Raw genomic sequence first — 22,277 nt, 5'->3', positions numbered from 1 at the left:
CTCCTTCCGCTGTGTCTGGCTGCGCCAGACGGTCGCTGCGCTCCCACGCCCGGATCAATCCCTCCACTCAGCCTTCCGACGTCGCCGGTGGATCAAGATCAAAAGCACTCGAGCTTGCGCTCATTGTTGAGTGGGGCGGCTTTGCCGCGGGCAGCTGCGCTGCTTTGATTTGATTTGCTTTGCTTTGCTTTGCTTTTGCTTTTGTGGGAGCGAGCCTGCTCGCGAAGGCGGCCTGACCGCCGACCCATTTCTTGCTGGATGCCCACGATCCAACTGTAGGAGCTGCCGAAGGCTGCGATCTTTTGCTCTTGCTCTTGCTCTTGCTCTTGCTCTTGCTGTTCTGTGGGAGCGAGCCTGCTCGCGAAGGCGGCCTGACAGCCGACCCATTTCTTGCTGGATGCACGCGATCCAACTGGAGCTGCCGAAGGCTCGGGCCGCGATCGGACGATCTTTGCTCTGGCTTTTGATCTCTTGCCCCTCCACGCCCTCAGCCCGTCCGTCATTCTGTTGCCACTTCCACCGACGCCTCTATCAGCCATCTCCGAAAACCCGAGTCTGAGCTGGCGCGTTTCCTGCAAGTGCCCCGCAAATCGCCATAAAACGAGCGCTCGCGGTGTTTCCTCCTGCGCCCGTAGCGGCAGAAGGTTTGGCCAGAAGGCCTGCGACGCTCAAAAAGCAGTGCGCAGCCCGGTGACGTACGAGAGGGGAGACGATGAAGGCAGTAATTTTGGCGGGTGGCCTCGGCACGCGCATCAGTGAAGAGTCGCACCTCAAGCCCAAGCCGATGATCGAGATTGGCGGCAAGCCAATTCTCTGGCACATCATGAAGCAGTATTCCGCCCACGGGATCCACGACTTCGTCATCTGCCTGGGTTACAAGGGCTACGCGATCAAGGACTTCTTCGCCAACTACTTCCTGCATACATCCGACGTCACTTTCGACATGCGCAACAACCGCATGGACGTCCATCAGAACTACAGCGAGCCGTGGAGTGTGACCCTCATCGACACCGGCGAGGAAACCATGACCGGTGGCCGCCTGTTGCGTGCCGCGCGTTATCTCAAGGATGAAGAGGCGTTCTGCTTCACCTATGGCGATGGCGTTTCCGACATCAATATTGCTGAGCTGGTCGACTATCACAAGGCTCACGGTCGCTTGGCGACCGTCACTGCGGTGCAGCCGCCAGGTCGTTACGGCGCGCTTGAACGCCAAGGTGACCAGGTGCTGGGTTTCACTGAAAAACCCCGTGGTGACGGTGGCTGGATCAATGGCGGTTTCTTCGTGCTGTCGCCAAAAGTGCTGCCCTACATCAGCGATGACAGCACCACCTGGGAAGCCGAGCCGTTGGCCCGTCTGGCTCAGGACGAACAACTGAAAGCCTTCGAGCACGAAGGTTTCTGGCATCCGATGGACACCCTGCGCGACAAGAACCATCTCGAAGCGCTGTGGCAGAGCGGGGAGGCCCCATGGAAGCAATGGGCTTGAGTGCGGAGTTCTGGCGTGGCAAGCGCGTTCTCGTCACCGGACACACTGGTTTCAAAGGCAGTTGGCTGACCCTTTGGCTGCAAAGCCTCGGCGCGCAGGTCAGCGGTTTTTCGCTGGATCCGTCGACTGAGCCAAGCCTGTTCGCACTGGCGCGCGTACACGAAGGCATCAACGACCAGCGCGGCGATTTGCGTGACCTCGGCGCCTTGCTGGAAATCATCGCCGAGACCGAACCGGAGATCGTCCTGCATCTGGCGGCGCAGCCCTTGGTGCGCGAGGGCTATCGCGATCCGCTCGGCACCTATTCAAGCAATGTCATGGGCACGCTGAACCTGCTCGAAGCGATTCGTCAGGTCGGCGGCGTGCGCGCCTGCGTGCTGGTCACTACCGACAAGGTCTACGCCAACAAGGAATGGCTGTGGCCGTACCGCGAAGACGAAGCCCTCGGTGGCCACGATCCTTACAGCAGCAGCAAGGCCTGCTGCGAGTTGCTCGCGCAGTCGTATGCCGCGTCGTTCTTCCCGGCGGACAAACATGCCGAGCATGGTTTGGCCCTGGCGACCGCACGCGCCGGCAATGTGCTGGGCGGCGGTGACTTTGCCCCGGAGCGACTGATTCCCGACGTATTGAAAGCATGGACCGCCGACGAGCCGGTGACCCTGCGTTACCCGCAAGCCGTGCGCCCATGGCAGCACGCCCTTGAACCGCTGGCGGGTTACCTGCAATTGGCCGCAGGCCTTTATGCGCGAGGTCCGGAGTATGCCGGCGCGTGGAACTTCGGCCCCGGTGAGGCGGACATGTGCAGCGTCGGCGAAGTCGTCGAATTGCTCGCCAGCCGCTGGCCGCAGGCACCTGGTTTGCGTATCGAAAAAAGCGAACTGCATGAAGCCGGCCTGCTGCGCCTGGACAGCAGCCGTGCGCGGCAATTGCTGGGTTGGCAAGCGCGCTGGACCTTGCAGCAATGCCTGGCCCAGACCCTCGACTGGCACTTGGCGTGGCAGAACGGCGATGACATGCGCGCCGTAACTCTGGGCCAGTTGAATCTGTACCGAGGCGCGCTGTGAGCGAGTTTTCCCTGAAAGCGTTGCCATTGGCCGGTCTGTTCAGCGTTCAGCACAAACGTTTCGAAGATCAGCGCGGGCACTTCGCCCGGTTGTTCTGCGAGGGCAGCCTGATTGCGTTCGGCAATGAATTTCATATCCGCCAGATCAACCACTCCTGCACCCGCGAGAAGGGCAGTGTGCGTGGCCTGCATTATCAGAATGCCAACGCCCCGGAAGCCAAACTGATCACGTGCCTGCGCGGTGAAGTCTGGGATGTCGCGGTGGATCTGCGTCCTGACTCGGAAACCTTTTTGCACTGGCATGCCGAGCACTTGAAGGCGGGCGATGGCCGCAGCCTTTTGATTCCGGCCGGTTTCGCTCATGGCTTTCAGACGCTCACCGACGACGCCGAATTGCTCTATCTGCACAGCGCCGATTACGCGCCGGAGCACGAGGGCGGCTTGTCGGTGAACGATCCGCGGCTGGCGATTGCCTGGCCGTTGCCTGTCAATAATTTGTCAGCGCGCGATTCCAGCCATCCTGCGCTCGATCAACACTTTGCTGGAGTGCGTCTATGAATTGCCGTGGGTGCGCCGCACCGCTGAATCTGCCGCTGATCGACCTCGGTACTTCGCCGCCGTCCAACGCCTACGTGCATGCCGATCGTCTGGAACAGGCCGAGCAATGGGTCCCGCTCAAAGTCGCGGTGTGCCAGCAATGCTGGCTGGTGCAGACCGAGGACTACACCAGTGCCGACAGCCTGTTCGATGCCGAGTACGCCTACTTCAGTTCGTTCTCCAGCACTTGGCTGAATCACGCCGAGCGCTATGTCGCCGAGATGAGTGAGCGCTTCGGGCTTAACGCCGACAGTCGTGTGGTCGAGATCGCCGCCAATGACGGTTACCTGCTGCAATACGTCGCCGCGCGCGGGATCCCATGCCTGGGCGTCGAGCCGACTCGCAGCACCGCACAGGCTGCACGCGAGAAAGGCCTGGAAATTCGCGAGCTGTTCTTCGGCTGCGACACCGCCACGCAATTGCGCAACGAAGGCTGGAGCGCCGACCTGATGGCGGCCAACAACGTGCTCGCCCATGTGCCGGACATCAACGATTTCCTCGCCGGCTTCGCGACGTTGCTCAAGCCGACCGGCGTCGCCACCTTCGAGTTTCCGCAACTGCTGACGCTGATGGCTGGCGCGCAGTTCGACACGCTGTATCACGAACATTATTCCTACCTGTCGCTGACCGCCGTGCAGACTCTGTGCGAGCGCAATGGCCTGGAAGTGTTCGACGTCAGCCAGTTGAGCACTCACGGCGGCTCGCTGCGCGTATTCGTGCAGCGCAAGGACGGCCAGCGCCGCGCTGTTCTCCCGGCAGTTCAGCAACAACTGCAGGCCGAACTCGCTGCCGGGGTGACAACCGCCGAGTTCTACGCGACCCTCGCGCCTGCTGCCGAACGCATCAAACATGACCTGCTGCGCTTCCTGTTGCAGGCCAAAGCCGACGGCAAACGTGTGGTCGGTTACGGCGCGGCGGCCAAGGGCAATACCTTGCTCAACTACGCCGGAGTCAAAGCGGATCTGCTGTCCTGGGTGGCCGATGCCAACCCGCACAAACAGGGCAAGTTCTTGCCGGGCAGTCGCATCCCGATTGTTGCGCCAGCGCAGATCGACATTGAGCAACCGGACTACGTGCTGGTGCTGCCCTGGAACCTGCTGCACGAAGTCAGTCAGCAACTGGCGCAGGTGCGTCAGTGGGACGGGCGCTTCGTCATCGCCGTGCCTGAGTTGAAAGTGCTGTGAAAGTTCTGGTCACTGGCGCCACGGGCTTTGTCGGTCGGCATCTGGTTGCTGCATTGCTTGCGCGCTGCTGCGAAGTTCGCGCGGTGGCGCGCAACGCAGAAACCGCGCAGGGCATGCCATGGATCAACCACGTCGAATTCGTCGCGGCAGACATTCACGCTGCCGACCTGAATGTTGTCGCGCTGACCGCAAACATCGACGCACTCGCGCATCTGGCCTGGCCGGGGTTGCCGAACTATCGGGCGCTGTTTCATTTCGAGCACAACCTGATGGCCGATTACCGCTTTATCAAAAGCGCGATAGAGGCGGGCGTGTCGCAGGTGCTGGTGACCGGCACTTGCTTCGAATACGGCATGCAGAGCGGTCCGCTCAGCGAGTCAACCGAGCCACGGCCGAGCAATCCCTACGGTCTGGCCAAACATACGCTGCACCTGTTTCTGCAGAATTTGCAGCAGGAGCGGCCGTTCACTTTGCAGTGGGCGCGGTTGTTCTATCTGCATGGTCAAGGGCAGAACCCCAACAGCCTTTTGGCCGCGCTGGACCGGGCAATCGATAGCGGCGAGGCGTCGTTCAACATGTCGGCCGGTGAGCAGTTGCGCGATTTCCTCGCGATTGAAACCGCCGCGAGTCATCTCGCCGCGATCCTCCATCAGCGCGACTTTGGTGGCGTGGTCAACTGCGCCAGCGGTCAACCGGTGTCGGTGCGTGCGCTGGTCGAACAGCGCTTGCGTGAGCGTGGCGCAACCCTGGCTCTGAACCTCGGCCATTACCCGTATCCGACCCACGAACCGCTGGCGTTCTGGGCCGTTACCGAGCGCTTGCAACAGTTATTGGGAGAGTCGCCATGAGGCACGAGTTGTACCGGGCCACCGGCCTGCCGGTATTGCAGAACCGCACTTTCGCCGATGCCGAATCGGCGCGGGCCTCGGCCAGCGCCGACATGGTCCTGGTTCAGGACGAGCGCAGCGGTCTGGTCTTCAACGCCGCGTTCGATGCCGACAAGCTCAGTTATGACGCCGACTATCAGAACGAGCAGGCGCACTCCGGTCAGTTCCAGAAGCATTTAAGTGACGTCGAAGGCATCATCGGCAAGCACTTCAAGGGCCAGGAACTGATCGAAGTCGGCTGCGGCAAGGGCTACTTTCTCGAGCTGCTCAAAAGCCTTGGCTATTCGATTACCGGCATCGACCCGGCTTATGAAGGCGAAAACCCCGAGGTGATCAAGGCGCCGTTCACGCGCGGCCTCGGCCTGGCGGCAGATGCCATTGTGCTGCGTCATGTGCTGGAGCACATCGAAGACCCGGTGAGCTTTCTGGCCGTGATCGCCGAGGCCAATCAGGGCGGGCAGATCTATATCGAAGTGCCGTGCCTGGACTGGATCCTCGAGCACAAGGCCTGGTTCGACCTGTTCTACGAACACGTCAATTATTTCCGCCTCGATGACCTGCGCCGGATGTTCGGCACGGTGCACGAGGCCGGGCATCTGTTCGGCGGCCAATATCTGTACATCGTCGCTGATCTGTCGACGTTGCGCCTGATACCCGAACAACCGGTGCCGCGCCTGACTCTGCCTGAAGATTTCAGCGCCAGTCTCGACCGCGCTGTGCAGATCATCCGCTCGGCGCCTGCGCAGGGTTCGGCGATCTGGGGTGCCTCGTCCAAAGGCGTGATCTATTCGCTGTACCTGCAACGCGCCGGCGTTGCGGTCGATCGCGTAGTCGATATCAACCCGGCCAAGCAGGGGCGTTATCTGCCGCTGAGCGGCGCGCGCGTGTCCTCGCCGCAAGAGGCCATGGATGCGCTGCCGGAAGGCGCGCACCTGTTTGTGATGAATTCCAATTACCTCGAAGAGATCAAGCGGATGACCGGTGGACGCTACGTCTATCACGCCGTCGACAGCGCTTCGTTTCAGTGACCCTTGAGATGACCAACATGACCGACAACAGCATCAACCAAGCCTTCGAAGCCGAGTGCCGCGAGCAGATCGCCCAGCAAGGTGACGACCCCAAACTGACCGGCCTGGCCCGGGAATTTTTCAACGAATCGGCCAAGCACAAATACAGCTACCACTTCTCGTGGATGGGCCGCCCGATCATCCAGCTGCCGCAAGACATGATGGCCATGCAGGAGATCATCTGGCAGGTAAAGCCGGACCTGGTTATCGAGTGCGGCATTGCCCACGGCGGTTCGATCATCTACTACGCCTCGCTGCTCGAGCTGCAAGGCCACGGCGAAGTGCTCGGCATCGACCTCGACATTCGTCCGCACAACCGTGAAGCCATCGAAAGCCACCCGATGGCCAAGCGCATCAAAATGATCGAAGGTTCGAGCATCGACACGGCCATTGCCGCTCAGGTGCAGGCCGCCGCCAAAGGCAAGAAAGTCATTCTGGTCCTCGACTCCAACCACACCCACGATCACGTGCTCGAAGAGCTGCGCCTCTACGCGCCGCTGGTATCGGTCGACAGCTATTGCGTGGTCATGGACACCGTGGTTGAAGACATGCCGGCCGATTTCTTCCCGGATCGTCCATGGGGCCCGGGCGACAACCCGAAAACCGCCGTGTGGAAGTACCTGGAAGAGAACCAGGACTTCGAAATCGACCAGCAATTGCAGAACAAACTGCTGATCACCGTGGCGCCGGACGGCTACCTGCGTCGCGTTCGTTAATTCGCAACATTTACCCAGAGTTGTTTCGGCGAGTCGCCGGTTGTGGAGAGAAGTTATGCAAGGCAAGTACAGTTCTGAACTGACGCTACCGCTTGATGAGCTGTTGACGGTGGTGCTGATTACCCACAACCGACCGGCGTTCCTGCGTCGGGCTGTGAAGTATTACAGCGACTTGCCCTGCAAGATCATGGTGCTCGACTCCTCGCCGGAGCGTCCGGAAGGCGATTTTTCCGCCGTCGATTACCATCATGTGCCGCAATTCGCGTACTGGGGGATGCAGGCCAAACTGGCCTATGGTGTCGAGCAACTGACCACGCCGTACATGGTGCTGGCGGCCGATGACGACTTCATCCTGCATGATTCATTGGCCGAATCCGTGGGTTTCCTGCAGGCCAATCCGGATTACGGCATGTGCCACGGCTACTGCCTGATGTACCTGACGCTGGCCGGTGGCGTGAGCTACTACCGCCGCGACAAAAAGGTCCAGGAAGACTACTGCTCCGAACAGGCTCAGGAGCGGGTCATCGATTACATGAGCCAGTACATCCCGCCGTTCTATGCGGTGACCCGTACTGATCTGATGAAGACCTGGCACTCGGCATTGCCACCCGGCACCAGCTTCCAGTGGCAGGAAATCGGCCATGTCTATTTCCTGCTGGCCAGTGCCAAAGCACGGATTCTGCCGATCCCTTATGTGGTTCGGGAGATCAACTACGGTGCCTCCGAACACAGCACCGAGGTGTATCACTCGCTGACCTACGTCGATGCCAAATCGGTCGCCGAGCGTGAAGCCTTTGCCGAGTTCCTTGCCGCGCTGCCAACCCAGATCAAAGGGCTGGACGCCGAGCAGGGCAAAGCGCTTGCCCTGCAAAGCTTCGAGGCAATGGTCGACAGCCTGCAATCGAATCGAGCGCTGACCGCGGAGCTGATCATCCAGTCCACCTGGAATCAGGAGCTCAAGTACCCGGATCGTCGTTTCGGGCCTTTGCAGTACGTGGAAATGCCGTTCTACAACGAGGCATTTTTCGACCGCCTGGCGCAGTTCGAATTCATGCTGCACGCCATGCCGGCGGGGCGCATCCAACTTGAAGGCCTGGAGGGCGTCTGGACCCGTCAGGCGCACTTGCTGCAAGCACGCAACAACGACACGCCGGAAAGCGTTCTCGACCGTTTGTGGCAGGCTCACGATCTCAATGCGTTCAATCGCACCGTGGTCAAGCGGCTGGCGGCTCAACTGACTTCGATGGGCCAAGCCGAAGAGGCGCAAGCGATGCAGGCCTGGATCGAGCGTCTCGAAGCGTTGACCGTCGATGACCATCATGCGGTCATGGACAAGATGCAGTCCGGTCGCCTGCTCAACTGGCTGGCCGCACGTGCGCCCGGCGCTCACCTCGAGGCAATCGGCCAACATCTGGCGGTGAATGGCGGCGGGCCGCAGTTCGGCATTTTTCTGCTGGATCTGGACGACGACATCGACAAGCTTCAGGTGTCTCTCGACAGCTTGCTGGAAGGGCAGTGCAAGGCCTTCCGCATTGTCGTGTTCACCACCGGCGAAGCGCCCGCCGCGACCACGGCGCAGAACACCCTGCATTTTGTCCGAGTGACCGCGGGCAATCTGATCGACAAGCTCAATCAAAGCGCTCGTCAATCGCCGTGTGACTGGCTGCTGTTGGCTGAAGCCGGTGATGAGTTCACTGCCAGCGGATTGTTGCGCGCCAGCCTGGAGTTGATGAACGCCGGCGATTGCCGCGCGGTATCCACCGACGAAATCCAGCGTCAGGAAAACGGTGCCCTGACCGACGTATTCCGGCCGGGCTTCAACCTTGATCTGCTGCTGAGCCTGCCAACGCTGATGGCGCGGCACTGGCTGGTACGGCGCGATGCGCTGGTCGAAATCGGCGGCTATCGCGCTGATTTCAGTCAGGCACTGGAGCTCGATGTGCTGCTGCGTCTTATCGAAGAACACGGCCTCAACAGCCTGGCTCACCTCGACGAGCCGCTATTGATCAGCCAGGCACCAGAGCTGGTCGAGAATGCTGACGAGCGCCTGGCGCTGCTGCGCCATTTGGGCAATCGCGGTTACAAGGGCAAAGTGACGTCAGCGGTCCCGGGGGTTTACCAGATCGACTACCACCACAGTGATCGTCCGCTGGTGTCGATCATTATTCCGGCGGGCAGCGATCTGGCGGTGCTGCAACGTTGCCTTGAAGGTGTGTTGCTGCGTACCCGTTACCATCACTATGAAGTGCTGATCGCCGCGACTGCGGATCAGACGGCTGAGATCAATGACTGGCTCGGCACTTACAAGCACTCCAGAGTGCAGGTGCTGCGTACTGATCGGACGTTGAGCGCAGCAGGATTATTCAACGCGGGCAGTCGTCAGGCGCGTGGCGAGTACCTGGTGCTGCTCGCCGCCGATGCGGAAGTGGTCAATCCGAACTGGCTCGACTCTTTGCTCAACCATGCTCTGCGTCCGGAGGTCGGCGTGGTCGGGCCAAAACTGATCGACCGTGATCGCAAGATCAGCCAGGCGGGATTGATCCTGGGCATGAATGGCGGGGTCGATTCGCCCTTCGTCGGTGAAGATCACGATGCCGACGGTTACCTGCACCGCTTGGCGGTGGAACAGAACTACTCGGCGGTATCGAGCGTGTGCCTGATGGTCCGCAAAGAGTTGTACGAGGCGCTCGGCGGTCTGGACGAAAGCACATTTGCCGAAGGCTTCAGCGATGTCGATCTGTGCCTGAGCGCCGGGCAGGCCGGTTATCTGACGGTATGGACTCCGGCGGTGCAAGTCATCCATCAGGGCGGTATGCCTGACGCCCCGCAAGCGCTGCTGGCCCTGCGCGAAAAATGGCCGGCGGCATTCGTTCAGGATCAGGCCTACAACGCGAACCTGAGCCTGAAGGGCAAAGGCTTCGTGCTCGATGACAATGCTTCACTGGACTGGGCACAGTTGCTCGCTTAAGCCTGGCGACAGGGACGGAATTGAAAAAATGTTCAATGGTAAATCGATCTTCATCTCCGGCGGCACCGGCTCGTTCGGGCGCAACTTCATCCGTCGCTTGCTGGAGCAATACCAGCCCAAGCGTGTGGTGGTGTTCTCCCGCGACGAGCTGAAACAGTACGAGATGCAGCAGACCTTCAATGCGCCGTGCATGCGTTATTTCATCGGTGACGTGCGTGACGCCGACCGCTTGCGTCAGGCCATGCGCGGCATCGATTACGTGGTGCATGCCGCCGCGCTAAAGCAGGTGCCGGCGGCGGAATACAACCCGACCGAATGCATCCGCACCAACGTCAACGGCGCGGAAAACATCATCGCCGCTGCGATCGATAACGGCGTAAAGAAAGTCGTCGCGCTGTCCACCGACAAGGCGGCCAGCCCGATCAATCTGTACGGCGCGACCAAGTTGCTTTCGGACAAATTGTTCGTCGCCGCCAACAACATTGCCGGCGAGCAGCAGACCCGATTCGCCGTAGTGCGCTACGGCAATGTCGCCGGTTCGCGCGGCTCGGTAGTGCCGTTTTTCAGCAAGCTGATCGCTGACGGCGCGCAGGAGTTGCCGATCACCGACGAGCGCATGACGCGGTTCTGGATCACCCTCGACCACGGCGTGCAGTTCGTGCTCGACAGCTTTGCGCGGATGCACGGCGGCGAAGTGTTCGTGCCGAAGATCCCGTCGATCCGCATCGTCGATCTGGCGCGCGGCATGGCTGAACATCTGCCGCACAAGAACGTCGGCATCCGTCCCGGCGAGAAGCTGCATGAGTTGATGGTGCCGCTGGACGATGCGCGCATGACTCTGGAGTTCGAGGATCACTACACGATTCAGCCGTCGATTCGTTTTACCAGCGTCGACGTCGATTTTGCCGTCGATAAACTCGGTGAACTTGGCCGTGCCGTGGGCGAGGATTTCGAGTATCGCTCGGACACCAACCCGCATTTCCTTTCAGTGGGGCAGATCGCCGATCTGCACGCGAAGCTGTCGGTATGATTCCTTACGGTCGGCAGAGCCTTGATCAGGCGGACATCGATGCGGTGGTCGAGGTGCTGCAATCGGACTGGCTAACCCAGGGGCCGACCATCGAACGCTTCGAACAGGCCATGGCCGCGCGCTGTCAGGCGGATTTCGCCGTGGCGGTGTGCAATGCCACGGCGGCGCTGCACATTGCTTGTCTGGCCGCTGACCTGGGGCCGGGCGATCGCTTGTGGACTTCGCCCAATACGTTTCTGGCTTCGGCCAATTGCGGGCGCTATTGCGGCGCCGAGATTGATTTCGTCGACATCGATCCGCTGACCTGGAACCTCGATGCCTTCGCCCTTGAAGCCAAGCTGGAACAGGCCGAACGTGACGGCACGCTGCCGAAAGTCCTCGTCGCCGTCGCGTTCTCCGGGCAGAGCTGCGATATGCGGCGCATCGCCGAACTGGCGGTGCGCTACAACTTCACCGTGATCGAAGACGCCTCCCACGCAGTGGGCGCGAGCTACGCCGGCCGCCCGGTCGGTTGTGGCGAGTTTGCGGCAATGACGGTGTTCAGTTTTCACCCGGTGAAAATCATTACCAGCGCCGAAGGCGGCATGGTCCTGACCAATCGCCCGGTGCTGGCCGAACGTCTGCGACGCCTGCGCAGCCACGGCATGACCCGCGATCCCGAGCACATGACCGAGCCGAGCCACGGGGCGTGGTATTACCAGCAAGTCGAGCTGGGCTTCAATTACCGGATCACCGATCTGCAAGCGGCGCTGGGACTGTCGCAACTGCGCAAACTGGATGAGTTTGTCGCACGTCGCCGGGAACTGGCCGCGCGTTACGATCAGTTGCTCGCCTACCTGCCGCTGACCTTGCCGAGCGCGCAGCCGGAAGCCGATTCGGCGTGGCACCTGTATGTGGTGCGCTTGCAGACCGAGCGCTGCAACCTCAGTCATCGTCAGGTGTTCGAAGGTTTGCGCAGCGCTGGCATCGGCGTCAATCTGCACTACATTCCCGTGCACTTGCAGCCTTACTATCGCGAGCTGGGCTTTGCCGAGGGCGATTTCCCCGAGGCCGAGCGCTATTACGCCGAAGCGATCAGTTTGCCGCTGTTCCCTTTGCTCAGTGAGACACAACAAGATCAGGTGGTCGAGCAACTGCGTCGGCTGCTGCTTGAGGAGTAAGGCACCGTGAGCTGCGTCGCGATCATCCCCGCCCGTGGTGGCAGCAAGCGCATTCCGCGCAAGAATCTCAAACCGTTCGACGGCGTACCGATGATCGTCCGCTCGATTCGCACGGCGCTGGAGTCAGGGCTGTTCGAGAGCGTTGTGGTCAGCACCGACGATGACGAAATCGCCGACGTCGCACGAGCACATGGCGCTGAAGTGCCGTTCATGCGACCGGCCGATCTGGCCGATGATTTCACCGGTACCGCTGCGGTGATCGTGCATGCCTTGCAGCAATTGCCGACGTTCGATTACGCCTGCTGCGTGTACGCGACCGCGCCGTTGTTGCAGGCGCGTTATCTGCGTCAGGGTCTGGATTTGCTCAAGCAGCATCCGCACAAGTCGTTTGCCTTTTCGGTGTGCGGTTTCGGTTTTCCGGTGCAGCGCGCACTGACCCTCGACGAGGAGGGCGCTTTGATGTCCATGTACCCCGAATTTCGTACCACCCGTTCGCAGGATCTGCCCGAAGCGTTTCAGGATGCCGGGCAATTTTACTGGGGGCGCAGCGAAGCGTGGCTGCGTGGCGAGACGCTGTTCTCGCCAGCGAGCCTGCCGGTGATCCTGCCGCGTCATTTGGTCCAGGACATCGACACGCCCGAAGACTGGCAACGCGCCGAATACCTGTACGCCGCACTCAGAGCCGGCGGAGAACTGCAATGAGAGTGCTGATCCGCGCCGACGCCTCGCCAACCATCGGCAGCGGCCACATTGCCCGGTGCGTGACTCTGGCGCGGATGCTGCGCGGGCAGGGCAGTCATGTTGCGTTTGCCTGTCGGCGTTTGCCGGGGCATCGACTCGAAGCCTTGAATGCCGAAGGCTTCGAGACCTTTGCACTGCCCGAGCGCTATCGCGACGAAGACCCGCTGCAGGCCATCGAATCGATGTTGCCGTGGCAGTTCGATATTGATGCACTGGGCCTGCTGCTGGATGGGCAGGCACCGTTCGACTGGATCATCGTCGACCATTACGGCCTCGATCATCACTGGCAAACCGCTGCCCGGCGCTGGGCGCATCGAATCGCCGCCGTGGATGATCTGGCCACGCGGCGTTACAGCGTCGATCTGCTGCTCAATCAGAACCTCTCGGGCTTGAGTGAAAACTACGCGGCGCTGCTGCCGCCAGGCTGTCGCACCTTGCTCGGCCCGCGCTACGCCATGCTGCGCGAAGAATTCAACTGCGATGCCATCGAGATCAAACCGAAGGCCCGGCGCGTGCTGGTGAATTTCGGCGGTTTCGACGCGGCGAGGCAGACTCATCATGCGATGCTGGCGCTGGCTGATTTCACTGAGTTGCAGGTGGACTTCGTCGCTGGCGCCGACAACCCGGCGTGGACGCAGATGCAAGCGTTGGCCGAGACGCGACCGAACTGGCGCCTGCACGGTTTCGTCAGCGATTTCCATCAGCGCATGACTGAGGCCGATCTGTTTATCGGCGCCGGCGGTGGCACCAGTTGGGAGCGTGCGGCGTTGGGTTTGCCGACGATCTGCATCGCTGTGGCGAACAATCAGCAGGCCAACGGCGAAGTCATGGCCGCTGCCGGTGCGCATGTGTTCATGGGCGCCCGCGAGCAGGTCAGCGTCGAGCAGTTGCGTGATGCGGTCGGCTTCGTCGTGAACAATCATTTTCTACGCTGCAGCCTCGCCGAGCGCTCGCGGCAACTGGTCGACGGGCGCGGTGCCGAACGTGTGGCGGCGGCGCTGGCCGGGGCGGTGCTGAAACTGCGCCCGGCAACCCAGGACGATGCGCAGTTGCTGTTCGATGGACGCAATGCCGAAGCAGTGCGGCGCTGGTCGCTGGAAACCGGCGTTATCGATTGGGTGCAGCATCTGCACTGGCTGACGGCGAGTCTGCGCAATCCGCAGCGGCTGCTGCTGATTGCCGAGGCGGACGACGGCCCGGTCGGGGTGCTGCGTTACGACTTGCGCGGGTTTGAAGCCGAAGTCTCGATTTATCTGCTGGAGGGGCGCTTCGGCCTCGGTTGGGGCAGGGCAGTGCTCAGCCGTGGCGAAGCGTTTGTCGCTGCGCACTGGCCGCAATTGACGCGCATTACTGCGCGAGTCATGCCCGCCAATCAGTCCTCATTGAAAGTCTTCCGCGACGCCGGGTTCATCCAGGAAACCTGTGCGTTCAGCCGTGTTTTGAAGGATCACCCGCATGTCTAGTTTCAAGATTGGCCACCACACCGTCGGTGCCGATGCGCCGCCGTTCATCATTGCCGAAATGAGCGGCAACCATAACCAGTCTCTCGACGTCGCTTTGCAAATCGTCGAGGCGGCGGCCAAGGCGGGAGCGCATGCCTTGAAGCTGCAAACCTACACCGCCGAAACCATGACCCTGGATTTGGCTGAAGGCGAATTCTTCATCAAGGATCCGGGCAGTCTGTGGGCCGGCACGTCGCTCTACGATCTCTACGAAAAAGCCCACACACCGTGGGAGTGGCACGCGCCGATTTTTGCTCGGGCCAAGGAGTTTGGGATGCTCGCGTTCTCGACGCCGTTCGATGACAGCGCGGTGGATTTTCTCGAAAGCCTTGAAGTGCCGGCGTACAAGATTGCCAGTTTTGAAAACACCGATCTGCCGTTGATCCGTCGAGTGGCAGCGACCGGCAAACCACTGATCATCTCCACCGGCATGGCCAGCATCGCCGAACTGGATGAAACCGTGCGTGCCGCCCGCGAGGCCGGCTGCAAGGATCTGGTGTTGCTCAAGTGCACCAGCACTTATCCGGCCACGCCACTCAACAGCAATGTGCGCACGATCCCGCATCTGCGCGAGCTGTTTGGTTGCGAGGTGGGGCTGTCAGATCATTCGATGGGCGTTGGCGTGTCGGTGGCGGCGGTGGCGCTGGGCGCGACGGTGGTGGAGAAACACTTCACCCTTGATCGTTCGGCCGGTGGTGTCGACGCGAGTTTTTCCCTTGAGCCTGCGGAGCTGGCCAGTCTGGTCGTCGAAACAGAGCGTGCCTGGCAGGCCATGGGCCAGGTGCATTACGGCGTCACCGAGGCCGAGCGCAAGTCGCTGGTCTATCGCCGTTCGCTGTATGTCACCGCTGACATGGCTGCCGGTGAAGCCTTTACCGGGGACAATCTGCGCGCCATTCGTCCCGGCCTCGGCCTGCCGCCCAAGCACACCGATGCCGTCCTCGGACGCCGCGCGCGCACCGCAATCAAGCGTGGCACGCCGTTGGATTGGTCGCTGATCGAATAAGCCAATCTGCCATCGATTCGGCAAAATAGCGTGACCTGCGAGTCATAACGCGCATCTTCACTGTATTGTATTGACCGGGGAGATGGCGCCTGGCCCGTTTTGCGGTTCCAGTGATAGCCCTTTGCGCTTCCCGTGGCTGCCCGTTGTGGCGGCCGTTTTCTGTTTGTCGGCGCCCCTCGAATCCTTGCGAGCGGTGGTTTTGGGCTGTTTTTTATTGGGAAGCCGTAATGATTGGCATAAAAAGCATTGCGAGCTACGTTCCTGTAGCCGGCGTGGACAATTACGCACAAGGTGCAAAATTCGAGAAGGATGAAGAGTTCATCCTGGGCAAGATTGGTTCGGCGTTCCTGCCGCGCAAAGACGCTGAGCAGGAAACTTCTGACCTGTGCGTGGAAGCGGCCAATGCGCTGTTTGCCAGCAATCCTGAACTGAAGCGTGAATCGATCGACGCGTTGATTGTCGTCACCCAGAACGGTGATGAAGAAGGCCTGCCGCACACAGCGGCAATCGTCCAGGACAAGCTCGGCCTGCCGACCAATGTCGCAGCGTTCGATATCTCGTTGGGCTGCTCCGGTTATGTATACGGCATCTACGCGATCAAGGGCTTCATGGAAGCCGCCGGTCTGAAGAACGGCCTGCTGATCACCGCTGACCCGTATTCGAAAATCGTTGACCCGGAAGACCGCAACACCACCATGCTGTTTGGCGATGCCGCCACCGCCACCTGGATGGGCGAAAACCCGACCTGGGCGCTGGGCAAGGCCAAGTTCGGCACCGACGGTTCCGGCGCACCGCATTTGAAAGTCAGCAACGGCGTGTTCTTCATGAATGGTCGTCAGGTGTTCAACTTCGCTCTGCTGAAAGTGCCGGCGCACTTGCACGAGTTGCTCGACGATTCCAATCTCAAGGCCGATGACATCGACGCATTCTGCATTCACCAGGGCAGCGCGGCGATTGTCGACGCCGTGGCGCGACGCTTTGAAGGCGAACCGGAGAAGTTCATCAAGGACATGGTCGAAACCGGCAACACCGTGTCGTCGAGCATTCCGCTACTGCTGGAAAAACACGTGCTCGATTCCGACTGGCAGCGCGTTGCGCTGAGCGGTTTTGGTGTCGGTCTGTCGTGGGGCTCGGCGATCATCTATCGTCCGTAAGCCGCAGCAAAAACCTCTGATACAAAAATAGCGTTCAAGGTTAACCTTGAACGCTATTTTTTTGCCCGAGAAGGAGCGCGAGGCGCCATGAGCGAGTTTTTCCAAGCCAATGCCGAGGTGTTGCAACGGCGCTGGCCGGCGCTGTTCGAGCGATTGATGGCCGAAGACAGCGCGTCCGTACAGGCCGAACTCGTGCAAGGGCTGGGCTCGACGCTGAGCGTCGATGGCATTCAGCTCACCAGTCGCCATGATCGTCTGCATGAGGCGCAAATCCAGGCGGCGAGCCTGCCGGAAAAACCGCATGTTCACGTCTATGGCACTGGCCTCGGCGATTTGCCCGGTGTGCTGCTTGAGCGCGCAGGGCTGGAGCGTCTGTACGTGCACATTCTCAACGGCGCGCTGTTCGCGCTGGTACTGCAACTGCTCGATCAGCGCCAGTGGCTGCAGGATCCCCGGGTCGAACTGTTTTACGCGGGTGATCACCCGGACTTTTTCACCCCGTTCTTTGCCCTGCCGGCCGAGATGTTATTGGCCGATGACTTCAACGCGAAGATCCGCGACCGGCTGATCAATGAAGTACACCTGACATTCAACAATCGCGATTTCGATCCGCAGTCGCCAGAAATCCAGCAACGCTTGCAGGAATGTCTGCCGGTGCTGCTTGGCGATAACGATGTCGCGCAGCTGTTCGGCAGTTGCGCTGGACGTGAAATCTACGTGATCGCCACCGGGCCGACACTGGAGCAGCATTTCGAACGTCTGGCGGCGATCCGTCAGCTTGCTGAGCGGCCGTTGTTCATCTGCGTTGATACGGCCTATCGGCCATTGCGTGAGCACGGCATCGAGCCTGATCTGGTGGTGAGCATCGATCAGCGCATCGGCTTTCGGCATCTGCCCTTCGAGACGTCTGACGGCATTACGCTGGTGTACCTGCCGATGAGCGACCCGCAGGTATTGAAGGCATGGAAGGGCAAGCGCTATGGCGGCTATTCGGCCAGCCCGATCTACAGCGACCTGCGAGAACAGTATCCACGCGGTGAGCTGCACGTCGGCGGCAGCGTGATTCATCCGGCGGTGGATCTCGCGGTAAAAATGGGCGCGAGCCGAATCACTCTGTTTGGCGCTGACTTCGCTTTCCCGATGAACAAGACCCACGCCGGTTGGGACGACGGCGATTTAGGCCCGCCGCTGGCCCAGGCGCGGCACTGGGTGCGCGATGGTCATGGTCAGCGCGTCAGCACTCAGCTGAATTTTCGCGGCTATCTATGTGTGCTTGAGCGTTATATCGCCGCGCATCCGCAGGTCGAGTTTCTCAACAGCAGCCGCGCCGGTGCATCGATTGCCGGGACCGCTTTCAATCCGGAGTTCGTGCAATGAGTGCGCTGAGTCAGTGTCAGGATCAGTGCCGCCAGTGTGCCGCGTTGTTTCGCCTGGGGCGTGACGTTGAGGCGGCGTTGACGATGGTCGATGTATTCGAACAGGCTCAACTATGCCTGGCGTCTGCCTCGGAGAAGGTGCAGCAGGACTGGGCACAGGTGCTCACGCAAATGCTCGACTGTCAGGAGCGCCAGGACTGGTTGGGCCTGGCTGACTATATGGAATACGAACTGGTCGAATTGCTGGAAAGTGCCAGGCGCTGAACCGCTGCTCCGCGCTGGCCCGCGGCTTTGCGTTACAGGCGGTTTTATGACGTCATTTTTTCGCGCTGGATGTGCTGCTAAGTCTTTGTTTTCTCGGGGGTGGCGTGGTGATGGCAAAATTTTTTCAAAAAGCCCTCAAGCAACCTGCAAACCCGACGATAACTATTACGAAGGTTCTCTAGGCCATACCCGGCGGTTGCCAGGGCCGGAAGCCGCAGTACCCAACCAACGAGGAATTCGTCATGGCTTTAACAGTAAACACCAACACCACATCGTTGAACGTTCAGAAAAACCTGAACCGCGCTTCCGACGCTCTGTCCACCTCGATGCAGCGCCTGTCTTCCGGCCTGAAAATCAACAGCGCCAAAGACGACGCCGCTGGCCTGCAGATCTCCAACCGTATGTCCTCGCAGATCCGCGGTAACACCCAGGCCATCCAGAACGCCAACGACGGTATCTCCGTTGCCCAGACCGCTGAAGGCGCTCTGCAAGCTTCGACCGACATCCTGCAGCGTATGCGTGAACTGGCTGTTAAAGCTCGTAACGGTACCAACGGCACCGCTGACCAGACCGCTACCAACGCTGAATTCGCTCAGATGTCTGACGAAATCACCCGTATCTCGGCTGCTACCAACCTGAACGGCAAAAACCTGCTGGACGGTTCGGCTGGTACTGTGACCCTGCAAGTTGGCGCAAACACCGGTTCGGCTAACCACATCGACCTGGTACTGAGCTCCAAGTTCGACGCCGTCAGCCTGTCGGTAGGTAGCGGTACTGTAGTTCTGACCGGTACTTCGGGTACTGGTGCTGGTTCTGCTTCGCAGAACATCGACAACGCGATCACTGCAATCGACGCCGCTATCGCTGCAATCGGTGCAACCCGTGCCAGCCTGGGTGCTTCGCAAAACCGTCTGACCAGCACCATCTCCAACCTGCAGAACATCACTGAAAACACCACCGCTGCTCAGGGTCGTGTACAGGACACCGACTTCGCCGCAGAAACTGCTAACCTGACCAAGCAGCAGACTCTGCAGCAAGCTTCGACCTCCGTACTGGCTCAAGCCAACCAACTGCCTTCCGCTGTACTGAAGCTGCTTCAGTAATCCGGAACAAGTTTAAGCGGGGAGTGCGCTTGTCGTGCTCTCTCGCTTTTTTACGTTAAGAGGTGATGGGCATGGACATGAGCGTAAAGCTTAACGTGTCTTATCCGGCTCCCAAGCCAGTAACGCCGGTCGCTGACAAGCCGTCAGCAACGCCTGAAGTTGCCAAGACTGAAGCGCCGGTCGCTGCCAAGAGACAGGATACGGACGACGCCAAGTTGAAACTGGCGGTGCAAGAGATAGAAAAGTTCGTGCAGTCGATCAAGCGGAATCTGGAGTTCTCGATCGACGAGCATTCCGGCAAGGTCATCGTCAAGGTGATCGCAAGCGAGACGGGTGAGGTCGTTCGACAGATTCCCTCCGCCGAAGCCCTTAAGCTCGCAGACAGCCTGGCCAATGCAAGCCACGTTTTGTTCGACGCCAAAGTCTGATAGCTGGCATGAATAGTGTTTGCCCATTCTCAGGACGCGTGTAACGGTCAAAAGAATGGCAACAATCTGAAGGGAGATGCACATGGCAAGTCCAATTCTACCGGGTTCCGGACTGGGTTCCGGCCTGGACATCGGCGCGATCGTGACCGCGCTGGTCAACGCCGACAAGTCTGCCAAGCAGACGCAGATCGATACTGCTACCAAGACCAACAGTCTGAAGATTTCCGGTGTCGGTTCGTTGAAGAGTGCGCTGACCGCATTCCAGACGGCGATGACCAACCTGAGCAGCAAGACCAACCCTGCGTTTGCCGGCTTTGCGGCGACGTCGGGCAATACCGATATTCTCAGTGCCACCTCCGATAGCACCGCCGTTGCGGGCAAATACAATGTGGTGGTGAACAAGCTGGCCACGGGCTCGAAAATCGCCAGTGCTTCCTTTGCCGGCGGCGCCGCCAGTGCCATTCCGAGTGGTACCCTGAAAATCAGTCAGAATGGCACTGATTACAACGTCGACATCCCCGCCAATGCCACCTTGCAAACTACCCGTGACGCCATCAACAAGGCTCAGGGCGCCAACGGCATTTCCGCCAACATCGTCACCGACAGCTCCGGTTCCTCGCGCCTCGTTATCAGCTCAAGCAAGACCGGCGCAGGTTCCGATCTGACCGTTAGCGGTATTGCCGGTCTGGAAATCGATGGTACCCAGCTGATGGGTACCAGCCCGGCCGCTGGTGCTTCGGGCGCGGTCAACGGCGTTGCGCAAAATGCCGAGCTGACCATCGACGGTCTGACGGTAACCAGCAAGAGCAACACGGTAAGCGGCGCGATCAGTGGCCTGACCTTGAATCTGACCACGGCAACGCCGCTCAATGGCACGCCGACCGTCATCAGCGTCGATGCCAATACCAAGGGGCTGCAGACTTCGATTCAGACGTTTGTCGACGCTTACAATGCGCTGAAGAATACCGTTGACACGCTGTCCAAGGCGACGCCGGACGCAGACGGCAAACTGACTGTGCAGGCAGCCTTCACCGGCGACTCGCTGCCACGTTCGTTGATTGCCGATATCCGTGAGCAGTTGACGGCAGTCGGCGCTGGCGGACCGCTGGCGGTGTTGTCGCAGTTGGGTGTGATGACCGACCGCAACACCGGTAACCTGACGTTTGATACCGCTGCGTTCAACAAGACCATGGATCAGCCGGGCATGACTGGCCAGGTTCAGCAGCTGTTCACCGGGACCGACGATACCAACGGTCTGTTGGCGCGCATGAAGGCGGCGGTTGATCCGTACCTCAAAGCTCCAGCGGGTAGCAAGGTTACCAGCGGTTTGCTCGATCAGCGTCTGACCATTCTGAACAACAACACGCGCAACCTCACCAACCAGCAACTGGCGCTGGACCTGAGGGTCGCCAACCTGACCAAGACGTTGACCGCCAAGTACAACGCCATGGACTTGCTGGTAGGGCAGATGAAGGCAACGGCGAGCAACATCACGTCGTTCTTCAGCTCGCTGAACGCTCAGCAGTCGGCGAAGTAACAGTCAGTAACGACAAAAACCCGGCTACGCTTTATCGGCGTGCGCCGGGTTTTTGTCTTTTGATCTAAAGTTTTCGGGCCGGTTGGCGATACACTGGTTATACGAGTCAACGTGGCAATGAGGTAGAACATGAACCCGATGTTAGCCCTTCGGCAGTACCAGAAAGTCGGCGCCCATGCGCAGACGTCCGAAGCGAGCCCGCACCGCCTGGTGCAAATGTTGATGGAAGGTGGCCTGGCCCGGATTGCGCAGGCCAAGGGCGCCATTGAGCGCAAGGATATTCCCGGCAAGTGCACGGCGATCAGCAAGGCCATCGGCATTGTCAGTGGCCTGCGTGAAGGTCTCGACCTTGAAAACAATGCAGAGGCACTGGCCGATCTGGATGGCCTGTACATCTACATGATGAAGCGCCTCGCCGAGGCGAACATCAGCAGCGATCCCCGTGTACTCGACGAAGTCGCCGGCCTGCTGACCACGGTCAAAGAAGGTTGGGACGCCATCGCGCCCGTGCCGGCTCCGCAGTTCTGAAGGAGATCACCATGAGTCTTGTATTGCAGCGAATTGCCGATACCCGTGAAGCGTTGGTCGGAGCATTGGCCGAACGAAACTGGGAAGCCATCGGCGAGCTGGATCTGGCTTGCCGTTCCTGCATGGAAGACGTCATGGCGGAAGCTTCGCTGGACGAAGTTGCGTTACGCGATAACCTTGAAGAGCTGCTATTCGTCTACAAAGAGCTTCTCGAGGTGGCAATGGGCGAGCGGCAGGCGATAGCCAACGAGATGTCGCAGATCACCCAAGCGCAAAAGGCTGCAAAGGTTTACCATCTGTTTGGTTGATTAACCGTCAGTTGAACCAGAGATGTGCGCCATAAATTTGACTGTGCACGGTTTTTTGACTTAACTAGTGGCTATTATCAGGTTTAGGGCGTCTACAGGCACAAGGTGTCCTGCAAGCGTCTCGCTTGCCTTATTTTTCGGGCATTGAGTTGACTAGGGAAGTTGCTATTGC

At 60.0% G+C, this 22,277-nt stretch carries 21 protein-coding genes; all 21 read left to right on the top strand.

Annotation, left to right across the window (positions count from 1 at the left end; genetic code table 11):
* Nucleotides 1-712: 712 nt before the first annotated feature.
* Nucleotides 713-1,486 carry a glucose-1-phosphate cytidylyltransferase gene (gene rfbF, locus ACZZ0K_RS16445; RefSeq protein ID WP_041478997.1) on the top strand — a complete coding sequence of 258 codons (774 nt, stop codon included), beginning with the start codon at nucleotides 713-715 and terminating at the stop codon, nucleotides 1,484-1,486.
* Complete coding sequence (rfbG, locus tag ACZZ0K_RS16440; protein WP_252868996.1) at nucleotides 1,468-2,550, top strand: CDP-glucose 4,6-dehydratase; 1,083 nt, start codon at nucleotides 1,468-1,470, stop codon at nucleotides 2,548-2,550. The genes rfbF and rfbG overlap by 19 nt, the downstream gene beginning before the upstream one ends.
* Entirely contained in the window at nucleotides 2,547-3,107 is a 561-nt protein-coding gene (locus tag ACZZ0K_RS16435) for a dTDP-4-dehydrorhamnose 3,5-epimerase family protein (RefSeq protein WP_258707774.1), read from the top strand. Before rfbG ends, ACZZ0K_RS16435 begins: the two co-directional genes overlap by 4 nt.
* On the top strand, nucleotides 3,104-4,330 hold the full coding sequence (locus ACZZ0K_RS16430; protein ID WP_258707775.1) for a class I SAM-dependent methyltransferase: 1,227 nt from the start codon (nucleotides 3,104-3,106) through the stop codon (nucleotides 4,328-4,330). The genes ACZZ0K_RS16435 and ACZZ0K_RS16430 overlap by 4 nt, the downstream gene beginning before the upstream one ends.
* Nucleotides 4,327-5,178: an NAD-dependent epimerase/dehydratase family protein gene (locus tag ACZZ0K_RS16425; protein ID WP_258707776.1), complete on the top strand. Its 852-nt coding sequence runs from the start codon at nucleotides 4,327-4,329 to the stop codon at nucleotides 5,176-5,178. The genes ACZZ0K_RS16430 and ACZZ0K_RS16425 overlap by 4 nt, the downstream gene beginning before the upstream one ends.
* Entirely contained in the window at nucleotides 5,175-6,245 is a 1,071-nt protein-coding gene (locus ACZZ0K_RS16420; protein ID WP_150636640.1) for a class I SAM-dependent methyltransferase, read from the top strand. The genes ACZZ0K_RS16425 and ACZZ0K_RS16420 overlap by 4 nt, the downstream gene beginning before the upstream one ends.
* Before the next feature lie 17 nt (nucleotides 6,246-6,262).
* Complete coding sequence (locus tag ACZZ0K_RS16415; protein ID WP_258708195.1) at nucleotides 6,263-7,000, top strand: cephalosporin hydroxylase family protein; 738 nt, start codon at nucleotides 6,263-6,265, stop codon at nucleotides 6,998-7,000.
* A gap of 55 nt (nucleotides 7,001-7,055) precedes the next feature.
* On the top strand, nucleotides 7,056-9,968 hold the full coding sequence (locus ACZZ0K_RS16410) for a glycosyltransferase family 2 protein (RefSeq protein ID WP_258707778.1): 2,913 nt from the start codon (nucleotides 7,056-7,058) through the stop codon (nucleotides 9,966-9,968).
* Between the two features lie 28 nt (nucleotides 9,969-9,996).
* Nucleotides 9,997-10,998 (top strand): UDP-N-acetylglucosamine 4,6-dehydratase (inverting), encoded by a 1,002-nt coding sequence (gene pseB / locus ACZZ0K_RS16405; RefSeq protein WP_252885557.1) that lies wholly within the window; start codon nucleotides 9,997-9,999, stop codon nucleotides 10,996-10,998.
* Nucleotides 10,995-12,158 carry a UDP-4-amino-4,6-dideoxy-N-acetyl-beta-L-altrosamine transaminase gene (gene pseC / locus ACZZ0K_RS16400; protein ID WP_258707779.1) on the top strand — a complete coding sequence of 388 codons (1,164 nt, stop codon included), beginning with the start codon at nucleotides 10,995-10,997 and terminating at the stop codon, nucleotides 12,156-12,158. The genes pseB and pseC overlap by 4 nt, the downstream gene beginning before the upstream one ends.
* Nucleotides 12,159-12,164: 6 nt before the next feature.
* On the top strand, nucleotides 12,165-12,860 hold the full coding sequence (gene pseF / locus ACZZ0K_RS16395) for a pseudaminic acid cytidylyltransferase (protein ID WP_252879645.1): 696 nt from the start codon (nucleotides 12,165-12,167) through the stop codon (nucleotides 12,858-12,860).
* Complete coding sequence (pseG, locus tag ACZZ0K_RS16390) at nucleotides 12,857-14,362, top strand: UDP-2,4-diacetamido-2,4,6-trideoxy-beta-L-altropyranose hydrolase (RefSeq protein WP_256809347.1); 1,506 nt, start codon at nucleotides 12,857-12,859, stop codon at nucleotides 14,360-14,362. Before pseF ends, pseG begins: the two co-directional genes overlap by 4 nt.
* On the top strand, nucleotides 14,355-15,407 hold the full coding sequence (gene pseI, locus ACZZ0K_RS16385; protein ID WP_258707780.1) for a pseudaminic acid synthase: 1,053 nt from the start codon (nucleotides 14,355-14,357) through the stop codon (nucleotides 15,405-15,407). Before pseG ends, pseI begins: the two co-directional genes overlap by 8 nt.
* Before the next feature lie 227 nt (nucleotides 15,408-15,634).
* Nucleotides 15,635-16,561, top strand: coding sequence for a ketoacyl-ACP synthase III (locus ACZZ0K_RS16380; protein WP_016771093.1), 927 nt, complete (start codon nucleotides 15,635-15,637; stop codon nucleotides 16,559-16,561).
* Nucleotides 16,562-16,648: 87 nt separating this feature from the next.
* Entirely contained in the window at nucleotides 16,649-17,938 is a 1,290-nt protein-coding gene (locus tag ACZZ0K_RS16375) for a motility associated factor glycosyltransferase family protein (RefSeq protein ID WP_463559206.1), read from the top strand.
* Nucleotides 17,935-18,201 carry a hypothetical protein gene (locus ACZZ0K_RS16370; RefSeq protein WP_258707782.1) on the top strand — a complete coding sequence of 89 codons (267 nt, stop codon included), beginning with the start codon at nucleotides 17,935-17,937 and terminating at the stop codon, nucleotides 18,199-18,201. The genes ACZZ0K_RS16375 and ACZZ0K_RS16370 overlap by 4 nt, the downstream gene beginning before the upstream one ends.
* Before the next feature lie 242 nt (nucleotides 18,202-18,443).
* Nucleotides 18,444-19,304, top strand: a complete 861-nt coding sequence (locus tag ACZZ0K_RS16365) for a flagellin domain-containing protein (protein WP_016771090.1) — start codon at nucleotides 18,444-18,446, stop codon at nucleotides 19,302-19,304.
* 71 nt (nucleotides 19,305-19,375) lie between these two features.
* A complete protein-coding gene (locus ACZZ0K_RS16360) occupies nucleotides 19,376-19,732 on the top strand; it encodes a flagellar protein FlaG (RefSeq protein ID WP_150742462.1) in 357 nt (118 codons plus the stop codon).
* Nucleotides 19,733-19,814: 82 nt separating this feature from the next.
* Nucleotides 19,815-21,269, top strand: coding sequence for a flagellar filament capping protein FliD (gene fliD / locus ACZZ0K_RS16355; RefSeq protein WP_024012100.1), 1,455 nt, complete (start codon nucleotides 19,815-19,817; stop codon nucleotides 21,267-21,269).
* 129 nt (nucleotides 21,270-21,398) lie between these two features.
* Nucleotides 21,399-21,797: a flagellar export chaperone FliS gene (gene fliS / locus ACZZ0K_RS16350; protein ID WP_041479013.1), complete on the top strand. Its 399-nt coding sequence runs from the start codon at nucleotides 21,399-21,401 to the stop codon at nucleotides 21,795-21,797.
* A gap of 11 nt (nucleotides 21,798-21,808) precedes the next feature.
* Nucleotides 21,809-22,105 (top strand): hypothetical protein, encoded by a 297-nt coding sequence (locus ACZZ0K_RS16345; RefSeq protein ID WP_016771085.1) that lies wholly within the window; start codon nucleotides 21,809-21,811, stop codon nucleotides 22,103-22,105.
* The last annotated feature ends 172 nt before the right edge of the window (nucleotides 22,106-22,277 follow it).

The organism is Pseudomonas sp. AC255 (assembly GCF_979258175.1).
The sequence above is the reverse complement of the archived record's forward strand: the minus strand, read 5'-3'. Positions and strand labels throughout refer to the sequence as shown.